The sequence below is a fragment of the Planococcus chinensis genome, from assembly GCF_042681545.1.
Taxonomy (GTDB): Bacteria; Bacillota; Bacilli; order Bacillales_A; family Planococcaceae; genus Planococcus; species Planococcus chinensis.
Map to the genome: position 1 here is coordinate 296,310 of NZ_JBHUFW010000011.1, position 18,399 is coordinate 314,708.

18 protein-coding genes are annotated in these 18,399 nt (G+C 51.4%); 16 read left to right on the forward strand and 2 right to left on the reverse strand.

The window, feature by feature from the left end:
* Positions 1-333 precede the first annotated feature (333 nt).
* Positions 334-468 (reverse strand): YqzM family protein, encoded by a 135-nt coding sequence (locus tag ACFSDB_RS14040; RefSeq protein WP_204890422.1) that lies wholly within the window; start codon positions 466-468, stop codon positions 334-336.
* Positions 469-624: 156 nt separating this feature from the next.
* Here ACFSDB_RS14040 and holA point away from each other — a divergent pair, with 156 nt between their 5' ends.
* The gene (gene holA / locus ACFSDB_RS14045) at positions 625-1,659 is read left to right on the forward strand and encodes a DNA polymerase III subunit delta (protein WP_204890423.1); all 1,035 of its coding nucleotides are present in this window, start codon (positions 625-627) and stop codon (positions 1,657-1,659) included.
* Between the two features lie 47 nt (positions 1,660-1,706).
* Here holA and rpsT read toward each other — a convergent pair whose 3' ends face one another.
* On the reverse strand, positions 1,707-1,955 hold the full coding sequence (gene rpsT / locus ACFSDB_RS14050; RefSeq protein ID WP_204890424.1) for a 30S ribosomal protein S20: 249 nt from the start codon (positions 1,953-1,955) through the stop codon (positions 1,707-1,709).
* A 217-nt stretch (positions 1,956-2,172) separates the two neighbouring features.
* Between rpsT and lepA the strand changes: the two genes are divergently transcribed.
* The 15 genes from lepA to ACFSDB_RS14125 all read left to right on the forward strand — a co-directional run bounded on the left by lepA (position 2,173) and on the right by ACFSDB_RS14125 (position 18,362).
* Complete coding sequence (gene lepA / locus ACFSDB_RS14055; protein WP_204890425.1) at positions 2,173-4,002, forward strand: translation elongation factor 4; 1,830 nt, start codon at positions 2,173-2,175, stop codon at positions 4,000-4,002.
* 60 nt (positions 4,003-4,062) lie between these two features.
* Positions 4,063-5,205 (forward strand): radical SAM family heme chaperone HemW, encoded by a 1,143-nt coding sequence (gene hemW, locus ACFSDB_RS14060; RefSeq protein ID WP_204890426.1) that lies wholly within the window; start codon positions 4,063-4,065, stop codon positions 5,203-5,205.
* Positions 5,206-5,695: 490 nt separating this feature from the next.
* Positions 5,696-6,727, forward strand: a complete 1,032-nt coding sequence (hrcA, locus tag ACFSDB_RS14065; protein WP_204890427.1) for a heat-inducible transcriptional repressor HrcA — start codon at positions 5,696-5,698, stop codon at positions 6,725-6,727.
* Positions 6,728-6,746: 19 nt separating this feature from the next.
* Entirely contained in the window at positions 6,747-7,355 is a 609-nt protein-coding gene (gene grpE / locus ACFSDB_RS14070; protein ID WP_204890428.1) for a nucleotide exchange factor GrpE, read from the forward strand.
* Positions 7,356-7,377: 22 nt separating this feature from the next.
* Positions 7,378-9,210: a molecular chaperone DnaK gene (gene dnaK / locus ACFSDB_RS14075; protein ID WP_204890429.1), complete on the forward strand. Its 1,833-nt coding sequence runs from the start codon at positions 7,378-7,380 to the stop codon at positions 9,208-9,210.
* A 328-nt stretch (positions 9,211-9,538) separates the two neighbouring features.
* On the forward strand, positions 9,539-10,657 hold the full coding sequence (gene dnaJ / locus ACFSDB_RS14080) for a molecular chaperone DnaJ (protein ID WP_204890430.1): 1,119 nt from the start codon (positions 9,539-9,541) through the stop codon (positions 10,655-10,657).
* Between the two features lie 15 nt (positions 10,658-10,672).
* The gene (gene prmA, locus ACFSDB_RS14085; protein WP_204890431.1) at positions 10,673-11,614 is read left to right on the forward strand and encodes a 50S ribosomal protein L11 methyltransferase; all 942 of its coding nucleotides are present in this window, start codon (positions 10,673-10,675) and stop codon (positions 11,612-11,614) included.
* A 12-nt stretch (positions 11,615-11,626) separates the two neighbouring features.
* Positions 11,627-12,364, forward strand: a complete 738-nt coding sequence (locus ACFSDB_RS14090) for a 16S rRNA (uracil(1498)-N(3))-methyltransferase (protein ID WP_204890432.1) — start codon at positions 11,627-11,629, stop codon at positions 12,362-12,364.
* Between the two features lie 14 nt (positions 12,365-12,378).
* Positions 12,379-13,716 carry a tRNA (N(6)-L-threonylcarbamoyladenosine(37)-C(2))-methylthiotransferase MtaB gene (mtaB, locus tag ACFSDB_RS14095; RefSeq protein ID WP_204890433.1) on the forward strand — a complete coding sequence of 446 codons (1,338 nt, stop codon included), beginning with the start codon at positions 12,379-12,381 and terminating at the stop codon, positions 13,714-13,716.
* Between the two features lie 34 nt (positions 13,717-13,750).
* The gene (gene deoC / locus ACFSDB_RS14100) at positions 13,751-14,419 is read left to right on the forward strand and encodes a deoxyribose-phosphate aldolase (RefSeq protein WP_204890434.1); all 669 of its coding nucleotides are present in this window, start codon (positions 13,751-13,753) and stop codon (positions 14,417-14,419) included.
* A 95-nt stretch (positions 14,420-14,514) separates the two neighbouring features.
* Positions 14,515-14,688, forward strand: coding sequence for a 30S ribosomal protein S21 (gene rpsU / locus ACFSDB_RS14105; protein ID WP_008431605.1), 174 nt, complete (start codon positions 14,515-14,517; stop codon positions 14,686-14,688).
* A 211-nt stretch (positions 14,689-14,899) separates the two neighbouring features.
* Positions 14,900-15,718 (forward strand): NfeD family protein, encoded by an 819-nt coding sequence (locus tag ACFSDB_RS14110; RefSeq protein WP_377340389.1) that lies wholly within the window; start codon positions 14,900-14,902, stop codon positions 15,716-15,718.
* Positions 15,719-15,723: 5 nt separating this feature from the next.
* On the forward strand, positions 15,724-16,710 hold the full coding sequence (gene floA, locus ACFSDB_RS14115; protein WP_204890435.1) for a flotillin-like protein FloA: 987 nt from the start codon (positions 15,724-15,726) through the stop codon (positions 16,708-16,710).
* A 30-nt stretch (positions 16,711-16,740) separates the two neighbouring features.
* Entirely contained in the window at positions 16,741-17,256 is a 516-nt protein-coding gene (locus ACFSDB_RS14120) for a hypothetical protein (protein WP_204890436.1), read from the forward strand.
* Positions 17,257-17,399: 143 nt separating this feature from the next.
* Entirely contained in the window at positions 17,400-18,362 is a 963-nt protein-coding gene (locus ACFSDB_RS14125) for a PhoH family protein (RefSeq protein WP_204890437.1), read from the forward strand.
* The last annotated feature ends 37 nt before the right edge of the window (positions 18,363-18,399 follow it).

Sequence of the window (18,399 nt, forward strand, 5' to 3'; positions counted from 1 at the left end):
AGATATAAAATATTTGTCTCTTAATCGATATTCCGCAAAGCAGCTTCGCTTGCCGTAGGCGTCTCCGTTGTTTTGCTTCATATCTCAGAAAGCTCTACTAAAACGGATAAGGTAACAAGCTATAAAGAGCGAAACCAGCGCCGGCGCGTCAGGGGCTGGGCGAAGCTATGAGACGAGTGTCCTTCTCGGCTCATGGCGAAAGCCTTGCCCAAAGCGGCCGGAGCGGTGTAATTAATTTGTTGCGTTCATTTATATTCATAAGAATTTAGCCGCACCGAATCAAGCTTCGGAAAATAAAAAAGGCCTCTGCAGGAGCAGAAGCCTTTTTTCTATTTAGCGTGCTACGAATTCTACGACAGCCGCAATGATAAAGACAAGTGCAAAGAAACCGAATGAAACAACAAACCCCATTCCAGCGTCTATCGCATCGTTTCGCTTCGACTGTACATTCTGTTCAAATTCATTCATTGCTACCCCTCCTAATTCCCTCTAATTATAAGTGAAGCAAAGGGAAAAATCTAGAATGAACTGAATATAAATGGATGAAAATAGCTGCTGACACAGAAATGTCAAATTACCAAAGCGGCCCGAAATCCGATATAGTAGAAGGAGGGGGTGCAATTCATGATCACTTCAGTATGGAAAGCCATCCGGAACGGACAAATAGACCCGGTCTATGTCATTGCCGGGACCGAAAGCTATTTCATTGAAAAAACCTTGAATTTATTGAAAGAGAAAATGACCGAAGGCGAGCCGGAATTCATCAACTTCGACCTTGACGAAGTGCCGGTCGACCACGTCATCGACGAAGCGGACACGATTCCGTTTTTCAGCGACCGCAAATTGATCATCGCGAAAAATGCTTCGTTCCTGCGGGCGGCAGAGCGCGGCAAAGAGAAGATCAACCACGACATGAAAGCGCTCGAAGCGTGGCTCTTGAATCCGCCGTCCAGTTCGGTGACAATTTTTGTCGCGCCGTATGAAAAACTGGACGAGCGGAAAAAGGTCACCAAGCTGATGAAGCAGCATGCGGTGATGATCGAAGCGAAGGCGCTGCAGGCGAACGACCTCGAAGTGTGGGTGGAGCACGAAGCGAAGAGTTTCGGCAAGCACATCGACCGCCGTTCGGCGCAGAAGCTCATCGAGATGGCCGGCACGAACCTGACGCTCCTGTCCTCTGAAATCGAGAAGATGTCGCTGTACCTCGGCGCAGAAGAAGAAATCACAGCGCCGCTGATCGAAGGGATGACAGCGCGGACGCTGGAGCAGGATGCATTCAAGATGCTGCAGGCCTATCTCGACGGCAACATCTCGGAAGCGCTCAGTGTCTATTACGACCTGATCCGCCAAAAAGAGGAGCCGGTCGCGCTGACCGCGTTGCTGGCGTCCCAGATCCGCTTTATGGTGCATGTGTTTTACCTGCAGAAAAAAGGCTATCATGCCCAAGCCATCTCCAAGCAGCTGAAAGCCCATCCGTACCGCGTCAAACTTCTGGTGGAGCGCAGGCAGCAAATTTCCGAGCAGCGCCTCCTGGAAGTCCTGAACGACCTGGCGGACATCGATCTGCAGCTGAAGACGCAAAGCGGGAATCGCGAGCGGATCCTGGAATTTTTCCTGATGAAGCGGAAACAGGCAAAAAAAGCGCCGCAGGTTCAATAAACAAAGCAAAAAGGCCGGTCCCCCGAAAGGGACCGGCCTTTTGTGTTTTACGCTTGTTTCATCAAGCGAGATTTTCTACGAGCTGCAGTGTTCTTGTGGATAAGGCCTTTAGAAGCCGCTTTTTCCACTTGTTTGATTGCCGCTTTGATAGAGTCGCTAGCGTTTTCATCCTTGTTAAGAATCGCTTGCTCAGCTTTTTTAACAGTTGAACGCATAGTCGATCTCTGGTGAGCGTTTTGAGCATTTTTCGTTTCATTCGTGCGTACACGTTTGATAGCAGATTTAATGTTTGGCATGTATTTCACCTCCTAGACAAATAGGAACAGAGACAAAGTGTCTCAACTCTTTTATGTCTCTATACAACATGAGTTATTTTATCAAATACCGGAAAGGAATGCAATAGATACGTGCAAAGAAGTTTCCCTTGACACGGAAGCGTTCCGAACAGGCTATCATTGCTCAATAGAGGCGGTACTGTTATAATTCAGAGTAGTTTATATAGGAGTGAAGAGAATGAATCATGAGGAACGTTTAGTACGGCAAAGCAAGATCCGTAACTTTTCCATCATCGCGCACATTGACCATGGGAAATCTACGCTTGCTGACCGCATATTGGAAAAAACGGAAGCGTTGACTTCCCGCGAAATGAAAGCACAATCACTGGATTCGATGGACTTGGAGCGCGAACGCGGAATCACCATCAAATTGAATGCCGTGCAGCTGCATTATAAAGCGAAAGACGGAGAAACGTACATCATGCATTTGATCGACACTCCGGGGCACGTCGACTTTACCTATGAAGTTTCCCGAAGCCTGGCTGCCTGTGAAGGCGCCGTGCTTGTGGTGGATGCCGCGCAGGGGATTGAAGCCCAGACGCTTGCAAACGTCTATTTGGCGCTTGACAACGAACTGGAAATCCTGCCGGTCATCAATAAAATCGATCTGCCTGCTGCCGACCCTGAACGCGTCCGCGGCGAAATCGAGGACGTCATCGGCCTGGACGCTTCTGAAGCGGTCCTTGCATCAGCGAAAGCTGGTATTGGCATCGAGGAGATCCTTGAACAGATCGTCGAGAAAGTCCCAGCACCGACAGGCGATCCAAGTGCACCGCTGAAAGCGCTGATCTTCGATTCATTGTATGATCCGTACCGCGGCGTCGTCGCGTATATCCGGATTGTCGAAGGGACCGTCAAACCAGGCGACCGCATCAAGATGATGGCTTCCGGAAAAGAATTCGACGTCATCGAAACGGGCGTTTTCACACCGCATACCGCACTTCAGGAAGAATTGACGGTCGGCGATGTCGGGTTTATCACAGCAGCAATCAAAAATGTTGGGGACTCTACAGTCGGTGATACAATCACACTTGCAAAAAATCCGGCGAAAGAAGCCTTGCCGGGCTACCGCCGTTTGAACCCTATGGTTTATTGCGGACTGTATCCGATTGATACATCAAAATACAACGACCTTCGCGATGCCTTGGAAAAGCTGGAGCTGAACGATGCAGCACTTCAATTTGAACCTGAATCGTCACAAGCGCTCGGCTTCGGCTACCGCTGCGGATTCCTTGGACTTCTCCACATGGAGATCATCCAGGAACGCATCGAACGCGAATTCAATATCGACTTGATCACGACAGCGCCAAGCGTTATCTATGATGTCCACATGACATCCGGCGAAGTCATCAAAGTCGACAACCCGGCGATGATGCCGGATGCACAGAAAATCTCGAAAGTCGAAGAGCCTTATGTCAAAGCGACGGTCATGGTGCCGAACGATTACGTCGGCGCGGTCATGGAAATCTGCCAGAAGAAACGCGGCAACTTCCTGACGATGGACTACATCGATGCGACACGGGTCAGCATCGTCTACGAATTGCCGCTTGCGGAAATCGTCTACGATTTCTTCGACCAGCTGAAATCCGGCACGAAAGGCTATGCATCATTCGATTACGAGCTCATCGGCTATAAAGAGTCGAAGCTTGTGAAGATGGATATCCTCTTGAACAGTGAACAAGTCGATGCACTGAGCTTTATCGTCCACAAAGACTTTGCGTATGAACGCGGCAAAGTCATCGTCGACAAATTGAAAGGCCTTATTCCGCGCCAGCAGTTCGAAGTGCCGATCCAAGCAGCGATCGGACAGAAGATCGTGGCGCGCCAAACCATCAGCGCGATGCGCAAAAACGTCCTGGCGAAATGCTACGGAGGGGACATTTCCCGTAAGCGGAAATTGCTCGACAAGCAAAAAGAAGGCAAAAAGCGCATGAAACAGGTAGGATCAGTAGAAGTGCCGCAAGAGGCATTCATGGCGATCCTGAAAATGGACGACCAATCAAAATAAACAAAAGGAGGAGGCCGATTTTGAGCCTCCTTTTCCTATTAGAAAGAAGGACGAACTAACATGGTAAAGGGATTGTACATCCACATACCGTTCTGCCACCAAATCTGCCATTACTGCGACTTCAATAAAGTCTTTTTCAAAGACCAGCCGGTGGATGCGTATATCGATTCGCTCGGCAAAGAGCTGGCGCTTTGGAAAGCGGAAGGCGCGCTCGACAAGCCGCTCGAGACGATTTTCCTCGGTGGCGGGACGCCGACATCATTGACGCCTGAACAACTCAAGACGCTGTTAGGCTATATCCATCAATACGTGCCGATGGCGGAAAACCTCGAATGGACGTCAGAAGCCAATCCCGATGAATTGACGCGCGAAAAGATGCAGGTGTTGTTTGACGGCGGCGTCAACCGCTTGAGCATGGGCGTGCAGTCATTTGATGCGGATCTTCTGAAACGGCTCGGCCGCACCCACAGCAATAACGATGTCGCGGATGCCGTCCAAGCGGCGCGCGAAGTCGGCTTCACGAACATCTCCTTCGATTTGATGTACGGGCTGCCGGGGCAGACGATGGCGGAATGGGAAGATACGCTGAAGCAGGCGTTTGCATTCGGCCTGCCGCATTTTTCCGCATATTCCTTAATCATCGAGCCGAAGACCGTCTTCTATAATTTGATGACAAAAGGCAAATTGAACACAGTCACGGAAGATCTGGAAGCTGACATGTACGACAAACTGATGAATGAAATGGAAGCGCACGGGCTGAAGCAATACGAAATCTCCAATTTCGGCCTTCCCGGGCATGAATCCCGCCATAATCTCTTGTATTGGGACAATGCCGAATATATCGGCGTCGGCGCAGGTGCCCACGGCTATGTCAACGGCATCCGCTATTCGAATGCCGGCCCGTTGAAAAAATACATGGGGCCGCTTGATGAAGGCGTCCGCCCGGTGCTCAGCACGCACGAAGTGCCAGTACATGAAGCGATGGAAGAGGAGATGTTCCTCGGGCTCCGCAAAACTGCCGGTGTATCCGTCAGCGGCTTCACCGCCAAATTCGGGGAATCGCTTGAGCAGGTCTACGGCAAGATCCTGGAAGCGGAGATTGCCAAAGGAAATCTCGCACTTGAAGACGGCTGCCTGAAACTGACCCGCAAAGGCCGTTTTGTCGGCAACGAAGTATTCGAACAATTTTTACTCGGTGACTAGAAAAGCGGAAATGGCCGTTTAGGTTCGACAGGCATAAGACGATTCGGCAAAGCGGCATGGTTTCAGCCGCACAGCCTCGAAAAGCGGAAGTGCCCGGTTAGCTCTGGCAGGCATAAGGTGAACCAGCGGAGTGGCGTACTGTGCCACAAAGCTGGTTTGACTTATGACCAGAAGAGCTGGGCACTGGAGACTAGGTGCTGGAGCTGGAAAAAGAAAAGCGGAGGCGCCTGGCAAGGCCCGACAAGCGCTGGAGGGCTTGTCGGGAATGGCGCTTTTTGCCATTCGTGTCAAGACCGAAGCGTCTCGAGGGCCTAGGCGCTGGAGCTGGACAAAAAGAAAAGCGGAAGTGCCATTCAATACTCAAAGGGTAAGGGCTAAATTAAGCTGTAAGAAATTCAGAAGCTTCTGCGTTGACAAGGCAAATGGAATTTGTTAATTTTAATGTAGTATTAGCACTCGACCTCATAGAGTGCTAACAGAGGTGATGATCATGTTAACAGAACGGCAGTTGCTCATTCTCAAAGTGACGGTAGATGATTATATTCAATCTGCTCAGCCGGTCGGATCGAACCAACTATCCAAAAAATCCGAACTTCCATTTAGTCCGGCGACCATCCGCAACGAAATGGCTGACTTGGAGAAAATGGGTTTTCTTGAAAAGACCCATACGTCTTCCGGGAGGATCCCTTCCCAAAAAGGCTACCGCTATTACGTCGACCATTTATTGACGCCGCGGGCGCTTCCGAAGCAGGATATCATGCAGCTCCATTCGATTTTCGACGATAAAATTGCGGAAACGGAAGAAATCATCAAGCGTTCAGCGATGATCCTTTCGGAACTGACCAATTACACGGCGATTCTCTTGGGGCCGGACATCCGGAAGCATACCGTGAAGCGGCTGTCGATCGTCCCTTTAGGGGCGGATACGGCAGTGGCGATCATCGTGACGGACAGCGGCCATGTCGAAAACCGCGTTTTCCCGATTCCGGCAGGGCTTGATCCCTCCGATATCGAGAAGATGGTCAACATCCTCAACGAACGGCTGACAGGCGTTTCGTTGAACGAGCTGCACAAACGGCTCGAGCAGGAGACGTTGACGGTGTTCCGCCAGCATGTCAACCGCTACGCTGAGCTGCTCTCAACTTTCCGCCAGGCGGTGATTGTGCCGCACGAAGACAATGTCTACTACGGCGGGAAGCTGAACATCCTGAAGCAGCCGGATTTCCACGATATCCAGAAAATCCGGGATTTGATGGACGTCATCGAAGAAGCCAAGCATATCCCGATGATCGTGCCGGCCGGAAGCCTTGGCCTGCAGATCCGCATTGGTTCGGAAAATGCGCTCACTGCAATGGAAGATTGCAGCGTCATTACCGTATCTTATGCAATCGGGGAAGAACAGACGGGTTCAGTCGCCATCGTCGGGCCAAAACGCATGGACTATAAACGCGTAGTCACGCTTTTGGATATTTTAAGCGGTGATCTCTCGAAAGAATTGACCCGAATGATCCGGGGCAAGTGAATAAAAGGAGGAACAGGATTTGGCTAAGAAAAAACAACCTCAAACTGAAGAAGAAACAAAGACTGAAGAGCTCTTGGAAGAAGAGAAAGTCGCTTCCGGAGAAACAGTGGTGGAAGCCGGGGAAAGTGAAGCGGCTGAAGCAGAGCCTGCTGAAGGCGAAGCGGACATCCTCCCGGAAGAAGATGAAGCCCAAAAGCTTCGCGAAGAATTGGAAGCCGAGCAAAACAAATACTTGCGGCTGATGGCGGATTTCGATAATTACAAGCGCCGCGCCGTGAAGGACCGGCAGGAAGCGGAGAAATTCCGTTCGCAATCCCTGCTCGCAGACCTGCTGCCGGTGCTCGACAATTTCGAACGGGCATTGGCCGCGGCCGGAACGAGCGAAGAAACCGCTTCGCTTGTGAAGGGTGTGGAAATGATCCAGAAATCCTTGCTCGAAGCAGTGAAACGCGAAGGACTTGAAGAAATCAAAGCGGTCGGCGAACCGTTCGACCCGAATTTCCATCAGGCAGTCATGCAGGAAAAAGACGAGAACGCCGAGCCGGGCTCCGTGTTAATGGAGCTTCAAAAAGGGTATACCCTTAAAGGCAGAGTTCTCCGTCCGGCAATGGTTAAAGTTAACGAATAAACTAGTAATGGAGGAATTTTAAATGAGCAAAATTATCGGTATTGACTTAGGTACAACAAACTCAGCAGTCGCAGTTCTTGAAGGCGGCGAACCAAAAATCATTCCAAACCCTGAAGGCAACCGCACGACTCCTTCAGTTGTAGCATTTAAAAACGGCGAACGCCAAGTCGGCGAAGTAGCAAAACGCCAATCCATCACAAACCCGAACACAATCCAATCTGTCAAACGCTTGATGGGCACGCAGCAGAAAGTGACTGCTGAAGGCAAAGAATATACGCCGCAGGAAGTTTCTGCAATGATCCTTCAATACTTGAAAGGCTATGCTGAAGAATACCTCGGCGAAAAAGTGACACGCGCAGTCATCACTGTACCGGCTTATTTCAACGATGCAGAGCGCCAGGCGACAAAAGACGCCGGCCGCATCGCAGGACTTGAAGTGGAACGCATCATCAACGAGCCGACAGCAGCAGCGCTTGCATACGGCTTGGATAAAATGGAAAAAGATGAAACCATCCTTGTTTATGACCTTGGCGGCGGTACGTTCGACGTTTCGATCCTTGAACTTGGCGATGGCGTATTCGAAGTGAAATCGACTGCCGGCGACAACCGCCTTGGCGGCGATGATTTCGATAAAGTGATCATCGATTACCTTGTGCAGGAATTCAAAAAAGAAAACGGCATCGACCTATCGAAAGACAAAATGGCGACACAGCGCTTGAAAGATGCTGCTGAAAAAGCGAAAAAAGACCTTTCCGGTGTTTCTTCTACGCAGATTTCATTGCCGTTCATCACTGCAGGCGAAGCTGGACCGCTTCACTTGGAAGTGACAATGAGCCGTGCGAAATTCGACGAATTGACTCGTCCATTGGTTGAACGTACGATGGGGCCGACTCGCCAGGCATTGAAAGACGCCGGCATCTCCGCTTCAGAACTTGACCGCGTGATCCTTGTCGGTGGGTCAACTCGTATCCCTGCCGTACAGGAAGCCGTGAAGAAAGAAACTGGCAAAGATCCGCATAAAGGCGTTAACCCGGATGAAGTAGTAGCGATGGGTGCAGCTGTTCAAGGCGGCGTTTTGACTGGTGACGTAAAAGACGTTGTCCTTCTTGACGTAACTCCATTGTCTCTAGGTATTGAAACAATGGGCGGCGTGTTCACAAAGCTGATCGAGCGCAACACGACAATCCCGACTTCAAAATCACAGACATTCTCAACTGCTGCTGACAACCAGCCAGCTGTAGATATCCATGTATTGCAAGGGGAGCGCCCGATGGCAGCAGCCAACAAAACACTTGGCCGTTTCCAATTGGCGGATATTCCACCGGCACCGCGCGGCATTCCGCAAATCGAAGTGACGTTCGATATCGACAAAAACGGTATTGTCAGCGTTAAAGCGAAAGACCTTGGCACACAGAAAGAACAAACAATCACGATCCAGTCGAACACTTCATTGTCTGATGAAGAAATCGACCGCATGATCAAGGAAGCGGAAGAAAACGCGGAAGCGGATGCGAAAGTGAAAGAAGAAGTTGAACTTCGCAACGAAGCTGACCAAGCTGTTTTCCAAACGGACAAGACGATTGCAGACCTTGGTGAAGTGGTGACTGACGAAGAAAAACAACAAGCAGAAGCAGCGCGCGATGAGTTGAAATCGGCTCTTGAAGGCGATGACATCGAAGCGATCCGCGAGAAGAAAGACAAATTGAACGAAATCCTTCAAGGATTGGCGATGAAAGCTTATGAGCAAGCAGCTGCAGCACAACAAGCAGCCGGCGGCCAAGAAGGCGGAGCGCCTGGCAACGACGACATCGTCGATGCAGAATTCGAAGAAGTGAACGACGACAACAAAAAGTAAGGCCTGGAAAAGTCAAAGCAAAGCAACATGCTTTGGCTTTTTCCCGCTTTAAGAAGAATGCCGGTTTGATTCGGCTTCAAAAGCTTTCCATATCGGATCCATGTCTCGGATTCAGCGCCCGGATTCTTTGGTCTATGCCGCTCTGGCGTCCAGTTTCCAGTGCCTAGCCGGCCTGGGCATAAGGAAGACCAGCTGTGCGGCAAGCAACGCCGCTTTGCTGGTTTTCTTTATGGCTGCCTGCCCGGCGGCGGAAGGTCCGGCAAGAGTTTTTGCAAGCCCAATCCAAACCGTGTACAATTACAATTGATTGCAAGAGGGAGAGTGACTTATGAACAAGCGAGATTATTACGAGGTGCTCGGCGTTTCCAAGAGCGCTTCAAAAGAGGAAATCAAAAAAGCCTACCGGAAACTGTCCAAACAGTTCCATCCGGATATCAATAAAGAAGCGGATGCTTCAGAGAAATTCCAGGAAGTCAAAGAAGCGTATGAAGTGCTGAGCGATGACCAGAAACGGGCGCAATACGACCAGTTCGGCCATCAGGATCCGAACCAGGGCTTCGGCGGATTCGGCGGGGGCGCGGACGGATTCGGCTTCGAAGATATTTTCAGTACGTTCTTCGGCGGCGGCTCACGCCGGCGCGATCCGAACGCGCCGCGCAAAGGCGACGATCTGCAGTATTCCATGACAATCGACTTCATGGATGCGGTGTTCGGCAAAGAAAGCGAAATCGAGTTGCCGAAAGATGAAACATGCGGCACTTGCCACGGTTCAGGCGCGAAGCCTGGCACATCACCGAAAACATGCCCGTATTGCGAAGGCTCCGGCCAGCTGAATGTGGCTCAGGATACGCCGTTCGGCCGTATGGTCAACCGACGTGCCTGCCACCACTGCCAAGGCAGCGGGCAGATCATCGAAGAGAAATGTGCAACTTGCCAAGGCGCAGGAACGGTCCGGAAAGTCAAGAAAATCAAAGTCACCATCCCTGCAGGCGTCGACGACGGCCAGCAGCTGCGCGTGAGCGGACAAGGCGGTCCTGGCGTCAACGGCGGTCCGGCCGGCGATTTGTATGTCGTATTCCGCGTCCGGGCGCACAAGCAATTTGAGCGTGAAGGCGATGACATCTACCTTGATTTGCCGATCACGTTCGCTCAGGCGGCGCTCGGTGATGAAATCGAAGTGCCGACCGTCTCCGGCAAAGTGAAATTGAAAATTCCTGCCGGCACACAAAGCGGGGCACGGTTCCGCCTGAAAGGCAAAGGCGTCAAAAATGTCCATGGCTACGGAACCGGCGACCAGCACATCATCGTGCGCGTGAAGACGCCGACGAAACTCAACGAACGCCAGAAGCAGCTGCTCCGTGAATTCGCAGAGATCAGCGGCGATATTCCGGAAGAGCAAGGCAGCTCGCTCTTCGATAAAATCAAACGCACCATCAAAGGTGAATAAAGGAGCCAGTCCGATATGAAATGGTCAGAACTATCGATCCTCACGACGAACGAAGCGGTTGAACCCGTTTCGAATATTTTGCACGAAGCAGGCGCGAGCGGCGTTGTCATCGAAGACTCCGAAGATTTGGGGAAAGAGCGCGCAGACGAGTTCGGGGAGATCTGGGCGCTGGATCCGGATGACTTTCCAAAAGAAGGCGTGGTCGTAAAAGCGTATCTTCCGGTCAATTCCTTTTTGGGGGAGACGGTCGAAGCGATCAAGCTGGCCGTCACCAACCTGGTCACGTACGACATCAACATTGGTGCGAATATCGTGACGATCAGCGAAGTGAACGAAGAGGAATGGGCAACGGCGTGGAAAAAGTATTACCACCCGGTGAAAATTTCGCAGCGCTTTACCATCGTCCCGACATGGGAAACGTACGAACCGGTATCGAGCGATGAATTGATCATCGAGCTGGATCCCGGAATGGCATTCGGTACGGGCACGCACCCGACGACGGTCATGAGCCTGCAAGCGCTCGAGAAGACGGTCAAAAAAGGTGAGCGGGTCATCGACGTCGGCACGGGTTCGGGCGTTCTGGCTATCGGCGCGGCGCTTTTAGGAGCCCGAGAAGTGCATGCGTTGGACCTTGATGAAATTGCGGTGCATGCCGCGAAAATCAATGTCAAGCTAAACAAGGTCCAGGACCGTGTCAATGTCGTCAAGGGCAATCTGCTTGATACAATCGAAGCGCCAGGCGACGTCGTGGTAGCCAATATCTTGGCGGAGATCATCATATCGTTTACTGATGACGCGTTCCAAGTGGTGAAACCGGGCGGGATCTACATCACTTCCGGCATCATTTCCGCGAAGAAGAACGATGTGAAAGACGCGCTTGAAGCGTCCGGCTTTGTTGTAGAAGACGTCATGATGATGGAAGACTGGGTCACGATCATTTCAAAAAAACCGGAATAACGGGGTGCAGAGATGCAAAGATATTTCATTGAAGGCAACGTTCCCGACAACAGAAGGATGACCATAACCGGCGATGATGCGAAGCACATCGCCAAAGTTATGCGCCAAACGGAAGGGGATCGGCTGATTGCCGTAGTCGGGGAAGCGGCTTATGCCGCAACCATCCTTTCGGCGGAATATGATGTGGAAATCGAGATTGGCGAACCGCTCGATGCGGTTGTGGAGATGCCGAAGAAGGCCACCATTGCCTGCGGTCTCCCGAAAGGCGATAAACTGGACCTGATTGTCCAAAAAGCCACGGAGCTCGGCATGCATGCAATGATTCCATTTGCGGCGGAACGGTCCGTCGTCAAATGGGATGCTGCCAAAAGCGAGAAAAAGTCTGCCCGTCTGCAGAAAATCGCCAAGGAAGCGGCGGAACAATCCCATCGCACACATATTCCGCACATACATACGATCCATAGCTTTAAAGAGCTCCTGGCCGCGGCTCGGAAGTTCGATGCAATCGTCGTCGCTTATGAAGAAGAAGCGCGCGACAGCGCCGGAACGCGGTTTGCTGAAACCGTAAAATCATTGTATGATAAAGACTCAATCCTCCTGGTATTCGGTCCCGAAGGCGGCATTTCCGGCAGCGAAGTCGCCCTCCTGAAAGAGGCGGGCGCTTTGTTCACGTCGCTCGGGCCCCGGATACTGCGCACAGAAACCGCTCCATTATATGCATTGTCAGCAATGTCCTATGAATTTGAGTGAAAGAGGTGGCACTTATGTCAACGGTTGCATTCCATACCTTAGGCTGTAAAGTGAATCATTATGAAACCGAAGCGATCTGGCAATTGTTCAAAGAACACGGCTATGAGCGCGGAGACTTCGACCATCATTCAGATGTATACGTCATCAACACATGCACCGTCACGAACACCGGCGATAAGAAAAGCCGGCAGGTCATCCGGCGCGCGGTCCGCACGAATCCGGACGCCGTCATCTGCGTCACGGGCTGCTATGCACAAACGTCTCCTGCAGAGATTATGGCGATCCCGGGAGTCGACATTGTCGTCGGCACTCAAGACCGGTCCAAATTAATCGGCTATATCGAGCGGTTCAAAACCGAACGCCAGCCGATCAATGCCGTCGGCAACATCATGAAAAATCGGGTGTATGAAGAGCTCGATGTTCCGGCTTTTACGGACCGGACGCGCGCTTCGCTGAAAATCCAGGAAGGCTGCAATAATTTCTGCACTTTCTGCATCATCCCCTGGGCAAGAGGGCTTTTGCGCTCGCGTGACCCCGAGGAAGTCGTCCGCCAAGCCCGGCAGCTGGTCGAGGCCGGTTATTTGGAGATTGTCCTGACCGGCATCCATACCGGTGGCTACGGGGAAGACCTGAAAAATTACAATCTGGCGAAGCTCTTGCGCGACCTTGAAAGAGAAGTCCCGGGGCTGAAGCGCCTTCGCATCTCTTCGATCGAAGCAAGCCAATTGACCGATGAAGTGATCGAAGTCCTGCGGGAATCCCCGATCGTCGTGCGCCATCTTCACATTCCGATCCAATCCGGGTCGGATACGGTGCTGAAGCGGATGCGCCGCAAGTACACGATGGACTTTTTTGCTGGCCGGCTCGAAAAGCTTCGCAGCGCGCTGCCGGATCTGGCGATCACCACAGACGTCATCGTCGGTTTCCCGGGCGAGACAGAAGAGGAATTCATGGAAACGTATGATTTCATTCAAGCCCATGGATTTTCCGAACTCCATGTCTTCCCGTATTCGCAGCGCACAGGCACGCCGGCTGCGCGGATGGATGGCCAAATTGACGAAGAAGTGAAAAACGAACGTGTGCACAGGCTGATTGCATTGAACGGCCAGCTTGCCAAAGAGTACGCTTCCAAATTCGAAGGAGGGCTTCTGGAAATCATCCCGGAAGAACGCTTCAAAGAAAATCCCGAAAGCGGACTCCTCGAAGGCTATACCGACAATTACCTGAAAGTTGTCATGCCGGGGGATGATTCGCTCATCGGGAAACTTGTGAAAGTGAAGATTTCCAAGGCAGGCTATCCGTACAACGAAGGCCAGTTCGTGCGAGTCCTGGACGAATTGGCGGTTACTTAAAATCTTGAAGAGAATCAGAATGGAGTTTATTGATATGACAAACATTGCTTCGTACATTGACCACACGCTTTTGAAACCGGAAGCGACAAAAGAACAGATCGTTGAATTATGCAAAGAAGCGGCGCAATATGTATTCGCGTCTGTCTGCGTCAATCCGGCGTGGGTAGCGACGGCTGCTGTCGAGTTGGAAAACAGCCCGGTGAAGGTCTGCACGGTCATCGGTTTCCCGCTGGGCGCTTCGACTTCTGAAACAAAAGCATTCGAAACAACAGATGCCATTTCCAAAGGCGCTGAAGAAATCGATATGGTCATCAATATCGGCGCGTTGAAGAGCGGCGATCTGGAATTGGTGAAAAACGACATCGCAGCGGTTGTCGGTGCGGCAAAAGGCAAAGCGATCGTCAAAGTGATCATCGAAACGAGCCTGTTGACGGACGAAGAAAAAGAAACAGCGTCCCGACTGTCAAAGGAAGCCGGAGCGGATTTCGTTAAAACATCTACCGGATTCTCGACTGGCGGAGCAACGGTGGAAGACGTGAAATTGATGCGCAAAACTGTCGGCCCGGACCTTGGCGTCAAAGCTTCAGGCGGCGTCCGCAGCCTCGAAGATGTCCAAGCGATGATCGAAGCCGGAGCGACACGGATCGGCGCAAGTTCAGGCGTCAAGATCATGCAAGGGTTATCGTCCGATTCGGATTATTAACTATTGACTCACCCTGCAAGTTGCGATATAATTTTTTAGTATATAACACTTGTTGTTGTATGCTTCAACGTGTGTTCGGAGGGAGGGAAAAAGAGATGACAAAAACAACTGTTCGTAAAAACGAATCAATTGAAGATGCTCTTCGCCGCTTCAAACGCACTGTTTCTAAATCCGGAACAATGCAAGAGGTAAGAAAGCGCGAGTATTATGATAAGCCGAGCGTAAAACGCAAATTAAAATCAGAAGCTGCGCGTAAACGTAAATTTTAATTGACATCTAATCGACATTAAAAAATATGAACGACAGCCGAAACCGCCTGCACATTCTTTGTGCAGGCGGTTTTTCTATGGTGCGGTTGTAAGCGCATTCTTTCGTTATTCTCCTGCGTTTCCTCTATAATAATATTAATGGCAGTTTTGAAACCATCGGCGTGCTGGTCCGTATATAAAGTGTACAGTAAAAGTGAAAGGGGCGATCTCTGTGGACGGCTTGAAAGGTTTGCTGGCATCCAGTTTTCTGGTTTTTCCATTTCTGCTGCTTTCCAATGCGCAGTCTGCAATCTCGGGTGCTTCTTCCGCTTTTGCAGCGGAACCTCCGGCTTTTTTGGGGGCATTGGCTGCTCCGGCAGCTGAACCTTCCGCAAACCAGCTGGTGGAGTTTCTGACGCATCCCCTGATCGTGACGCTTCTGCTGACAGCCGCCGCTTTAGGGCTCATGCTGGAATTTTTCACCCCCGGTCTTGGCATTCCCGGGATACTCGGCCTGTCATCGCTGCTCGTATTCTTCTATGGCCATTTTGCAGCAGGATATGCAGGGATCGGCTCGATCATTTTGCTGGTCATCGGCCTCGGCCTGCTGTTCGGCGAATTCTTGATTCCGGGCGGCATTCTGGGAGTGTTGGGCATCACATCCATACTGGTCAGCATCCTGCTGGCTGGCGGTGATCTGGTGTCGACTGCCATTTCAATTTTCATTGCATTAATCGCAGCTACTGCAGGGATGGTGATCATAGTGAAATTTTTTGGCAAAAGGCCTCATTTATTCAAACGGCTGATTCTGACAGACGCCACGGATACCGAAAGCGGCTATGTTTCCGCCGTGAACCGGCCTGAGCTGATCGGGCAGGTGGCCTTGACGGCGACTGCTCTGCGCCCGTCCGGAACGATCGTACTTGGGGAAGAACGGATTGATGCGGTGTCCGAAGGCCGCTTCATCGATCCGAAAAAGCAAGTGAAGATCATTAAAGTGGAAGGCTCCCGGATCGTCGTAAGGGAGCTTGAAAAACAAGAGGAGGAATAACAGTTATGGGCTTTGAACTGATTGGTTTAGGCGCAGCAATAATTGGTATTATTATCGTACTGGCAATATTCTTCACATTTGTACCGATCACCCTATGGATTTCGGCGTTAGCAGCCGGCGTCCGCATCAGCATCTTCACATTGATCGGAATGCGCTTGCGCCGGGTAATCCCATCGCGCATCGTCAATCCGCTGATCAAGGCATCAAAAGCCGGTTTGAATGTCCATATCAACCAGCTGGAGAGCCATTATCTCGCAGGGGGGAACGTAGACCGTGTTGTCAACGCCCTGATCGCTGCACACCGGGCAAACATTGAATTGCCGTTCGAACGCGCAGCGGCCATCGATTTAGCAGGACGCGACGTTTTGGAAGCGGTCCAGATGTCCGTAAACCCGAAAGTAATCGAAACGCCGTTCATCGCGGGTGTTGCCATGGACGGGATCGAAGTGAAGGCGAAAGCCCGCATCACGGTGCGCGCCAACATCGACCGCCTCGTCGGGGGCGCAGGGGAAGAAACCATCGTTGCCCGTGTCGGTGAAGGGATTGTATCAACGCTCGGTTCGAGCACAAGCCACAAAAAAGTGCTGGAAAACCCGGATTTGATTTCCCAGACAGTCCTCAGCAAAGGGCTCGATTCCGGTACAGCATTTGAAATCCTGTCGATCGATATCGCGGACGTGGATATAGGCAAGAACATTGGCGCCGAACTTCAGACGGAGCAAGCGGAAGCCGATAAGAAAATCGCCCAGGCAAAAGCGGAAGAACGCCGGGCAATGGCCGTTGCAAGCGAACAGGAAATGAAAGCGAAAGTCGTCGAAATGAGAGCGAAAGTGGTCGAAGCGGAAGCGGAAGTACCGCTTGCCATGTCGGAAGCGCTCCGCGGCGGCAACATCGGCGTCATGGATTACGTGAACTACAAGAACATCCAAGCGGATACGGGCATGCGCGATTCAATCGCGCGGACCGGAACAGAGAAATCCGACGAAAAATAAAAACTGCCGGCTGTAAGGGAGTGATTTCAGATGGAAGGTCTCATATTCGCCTTGATCATTATGGCTTTAGGAGCATTTTTCAACGGCAAGAAGAAAGAGGACAAGGAATTGCCGGATCCGGTAAAGCGCGCCCAAGGGTCAGCCGCCGAACGCGGCCAGCGGACCTTCAAGCGGGTCGAGGATTACGCCAAAAACGTCTATGGCGAACTGCAGGGGCAGATGAACGAAAACCCGCAGCGCACCAAGCAATTATCCGAAAAAGCGGATAAAATGATGGAACGGATCCCTGCTCGTGAACGGGAGCGGGCAAAGCAGGCGGCAGAGCGGGGCAGGCAGGCGATCGAAAAGATGCCGCGCAAAGAACCGGAACGGCCGCCGCGCGCACAGCCCTATTCGGCCGGCCGCCTGACTGCGCACCAGGAAATCGGTGCGCCGGCCAGAGCAGACGAAACGCCGGCAGACGAAAGCTTTTCGCTCCGTCCGGACGAAATGAAAAAAGCGATCATCCTGGCAGAAATCCTGATGCCGCCAAAATCGAAACGTTGAACCTTGACCGGCCATGTAAATGGCCGGTCTTTTTTTGATTATAATTATATTATGTAAATCCAAATAAAAGTAAATTGTTTTACAACTATTCCTAAAGAATGATACAGTTAATCAATAGAAAATACGTTTCAAGGAGCGACTACATGACAGAAAACCAGTTGTTAGAACTTCATGTGAAGGACCCGAACGAAGCGGTGCTGCTGCTGGGGATATCCGATAACCACATGACACTGATCGAAGAAGCATTTCAAATTCAAATAATTACCCGAGGTGAGGTCATCCGTCTATCAGGTTCGGATGAAGGAAAACAAGTCGGTAAATTATTAATAGAACAATTGTTGAAAGTTATCCGCAAAGGGATCAACATTGACCAGCGCGATATCGTATCAGCAATCGAAATGGCGAAAGCCGGAACCATCGAGTATTTCGCCGAATTGTACGACGAAGAAGTGGCGCGCAGTGCTACAGGCAAACCCATCCGGGCAAAGACGATCGGACAGCGCCGCTATATCCATGCAATCCGGTCGAATGACTTGGTGTTCGCGATCGGGCCGGCCGGCACAGGGAAAACCTATTTGGCGGTCGTCATGGCTGTACAGGCGCTGAAGAATGGCCATGTCAAAAAAATCATCCTGACGCGTCCGGCTGTAGAAGCCGGCGAAAGCCTCGGATTTCTGCCGGGCGACTTGAAAGAGAAAGTCGATCCTTACCTGCGTCCGCTCTATGATGCACTCCATGACGTATTGGGGCTTGAGCAGACCAACCGGTTCATTGAGCGGGGGACGATTGAAGTAGCGCCGCTTGCCTATATGAGAGGGCGTACGCTTGATGAAGCATTCGTCATTCTAGACGAAGCACAGAATACGACAAAAGCGCAGATGAAAATGTTCCTGACGCGCCTTGGATTCGGTTCGAAAATGATTATCACCGGAGACAAGACACAGATTGATTTGCCGCGCGGGGCGGAATCCGGCCTGATTGCCGCAGAGAAGATTTTGCTGGACGTTCCCGGCATCCATATCCAGTACTTGGAGCGCGGCGATGTTGTCCGCCATCCGCTTGTCACTAAAATCATCCATGCATACGAAAGCCAGCCGAGTTCCTAGGGCTGGTTTTTTGCGCGCTGAATTCTGATTAATTTGA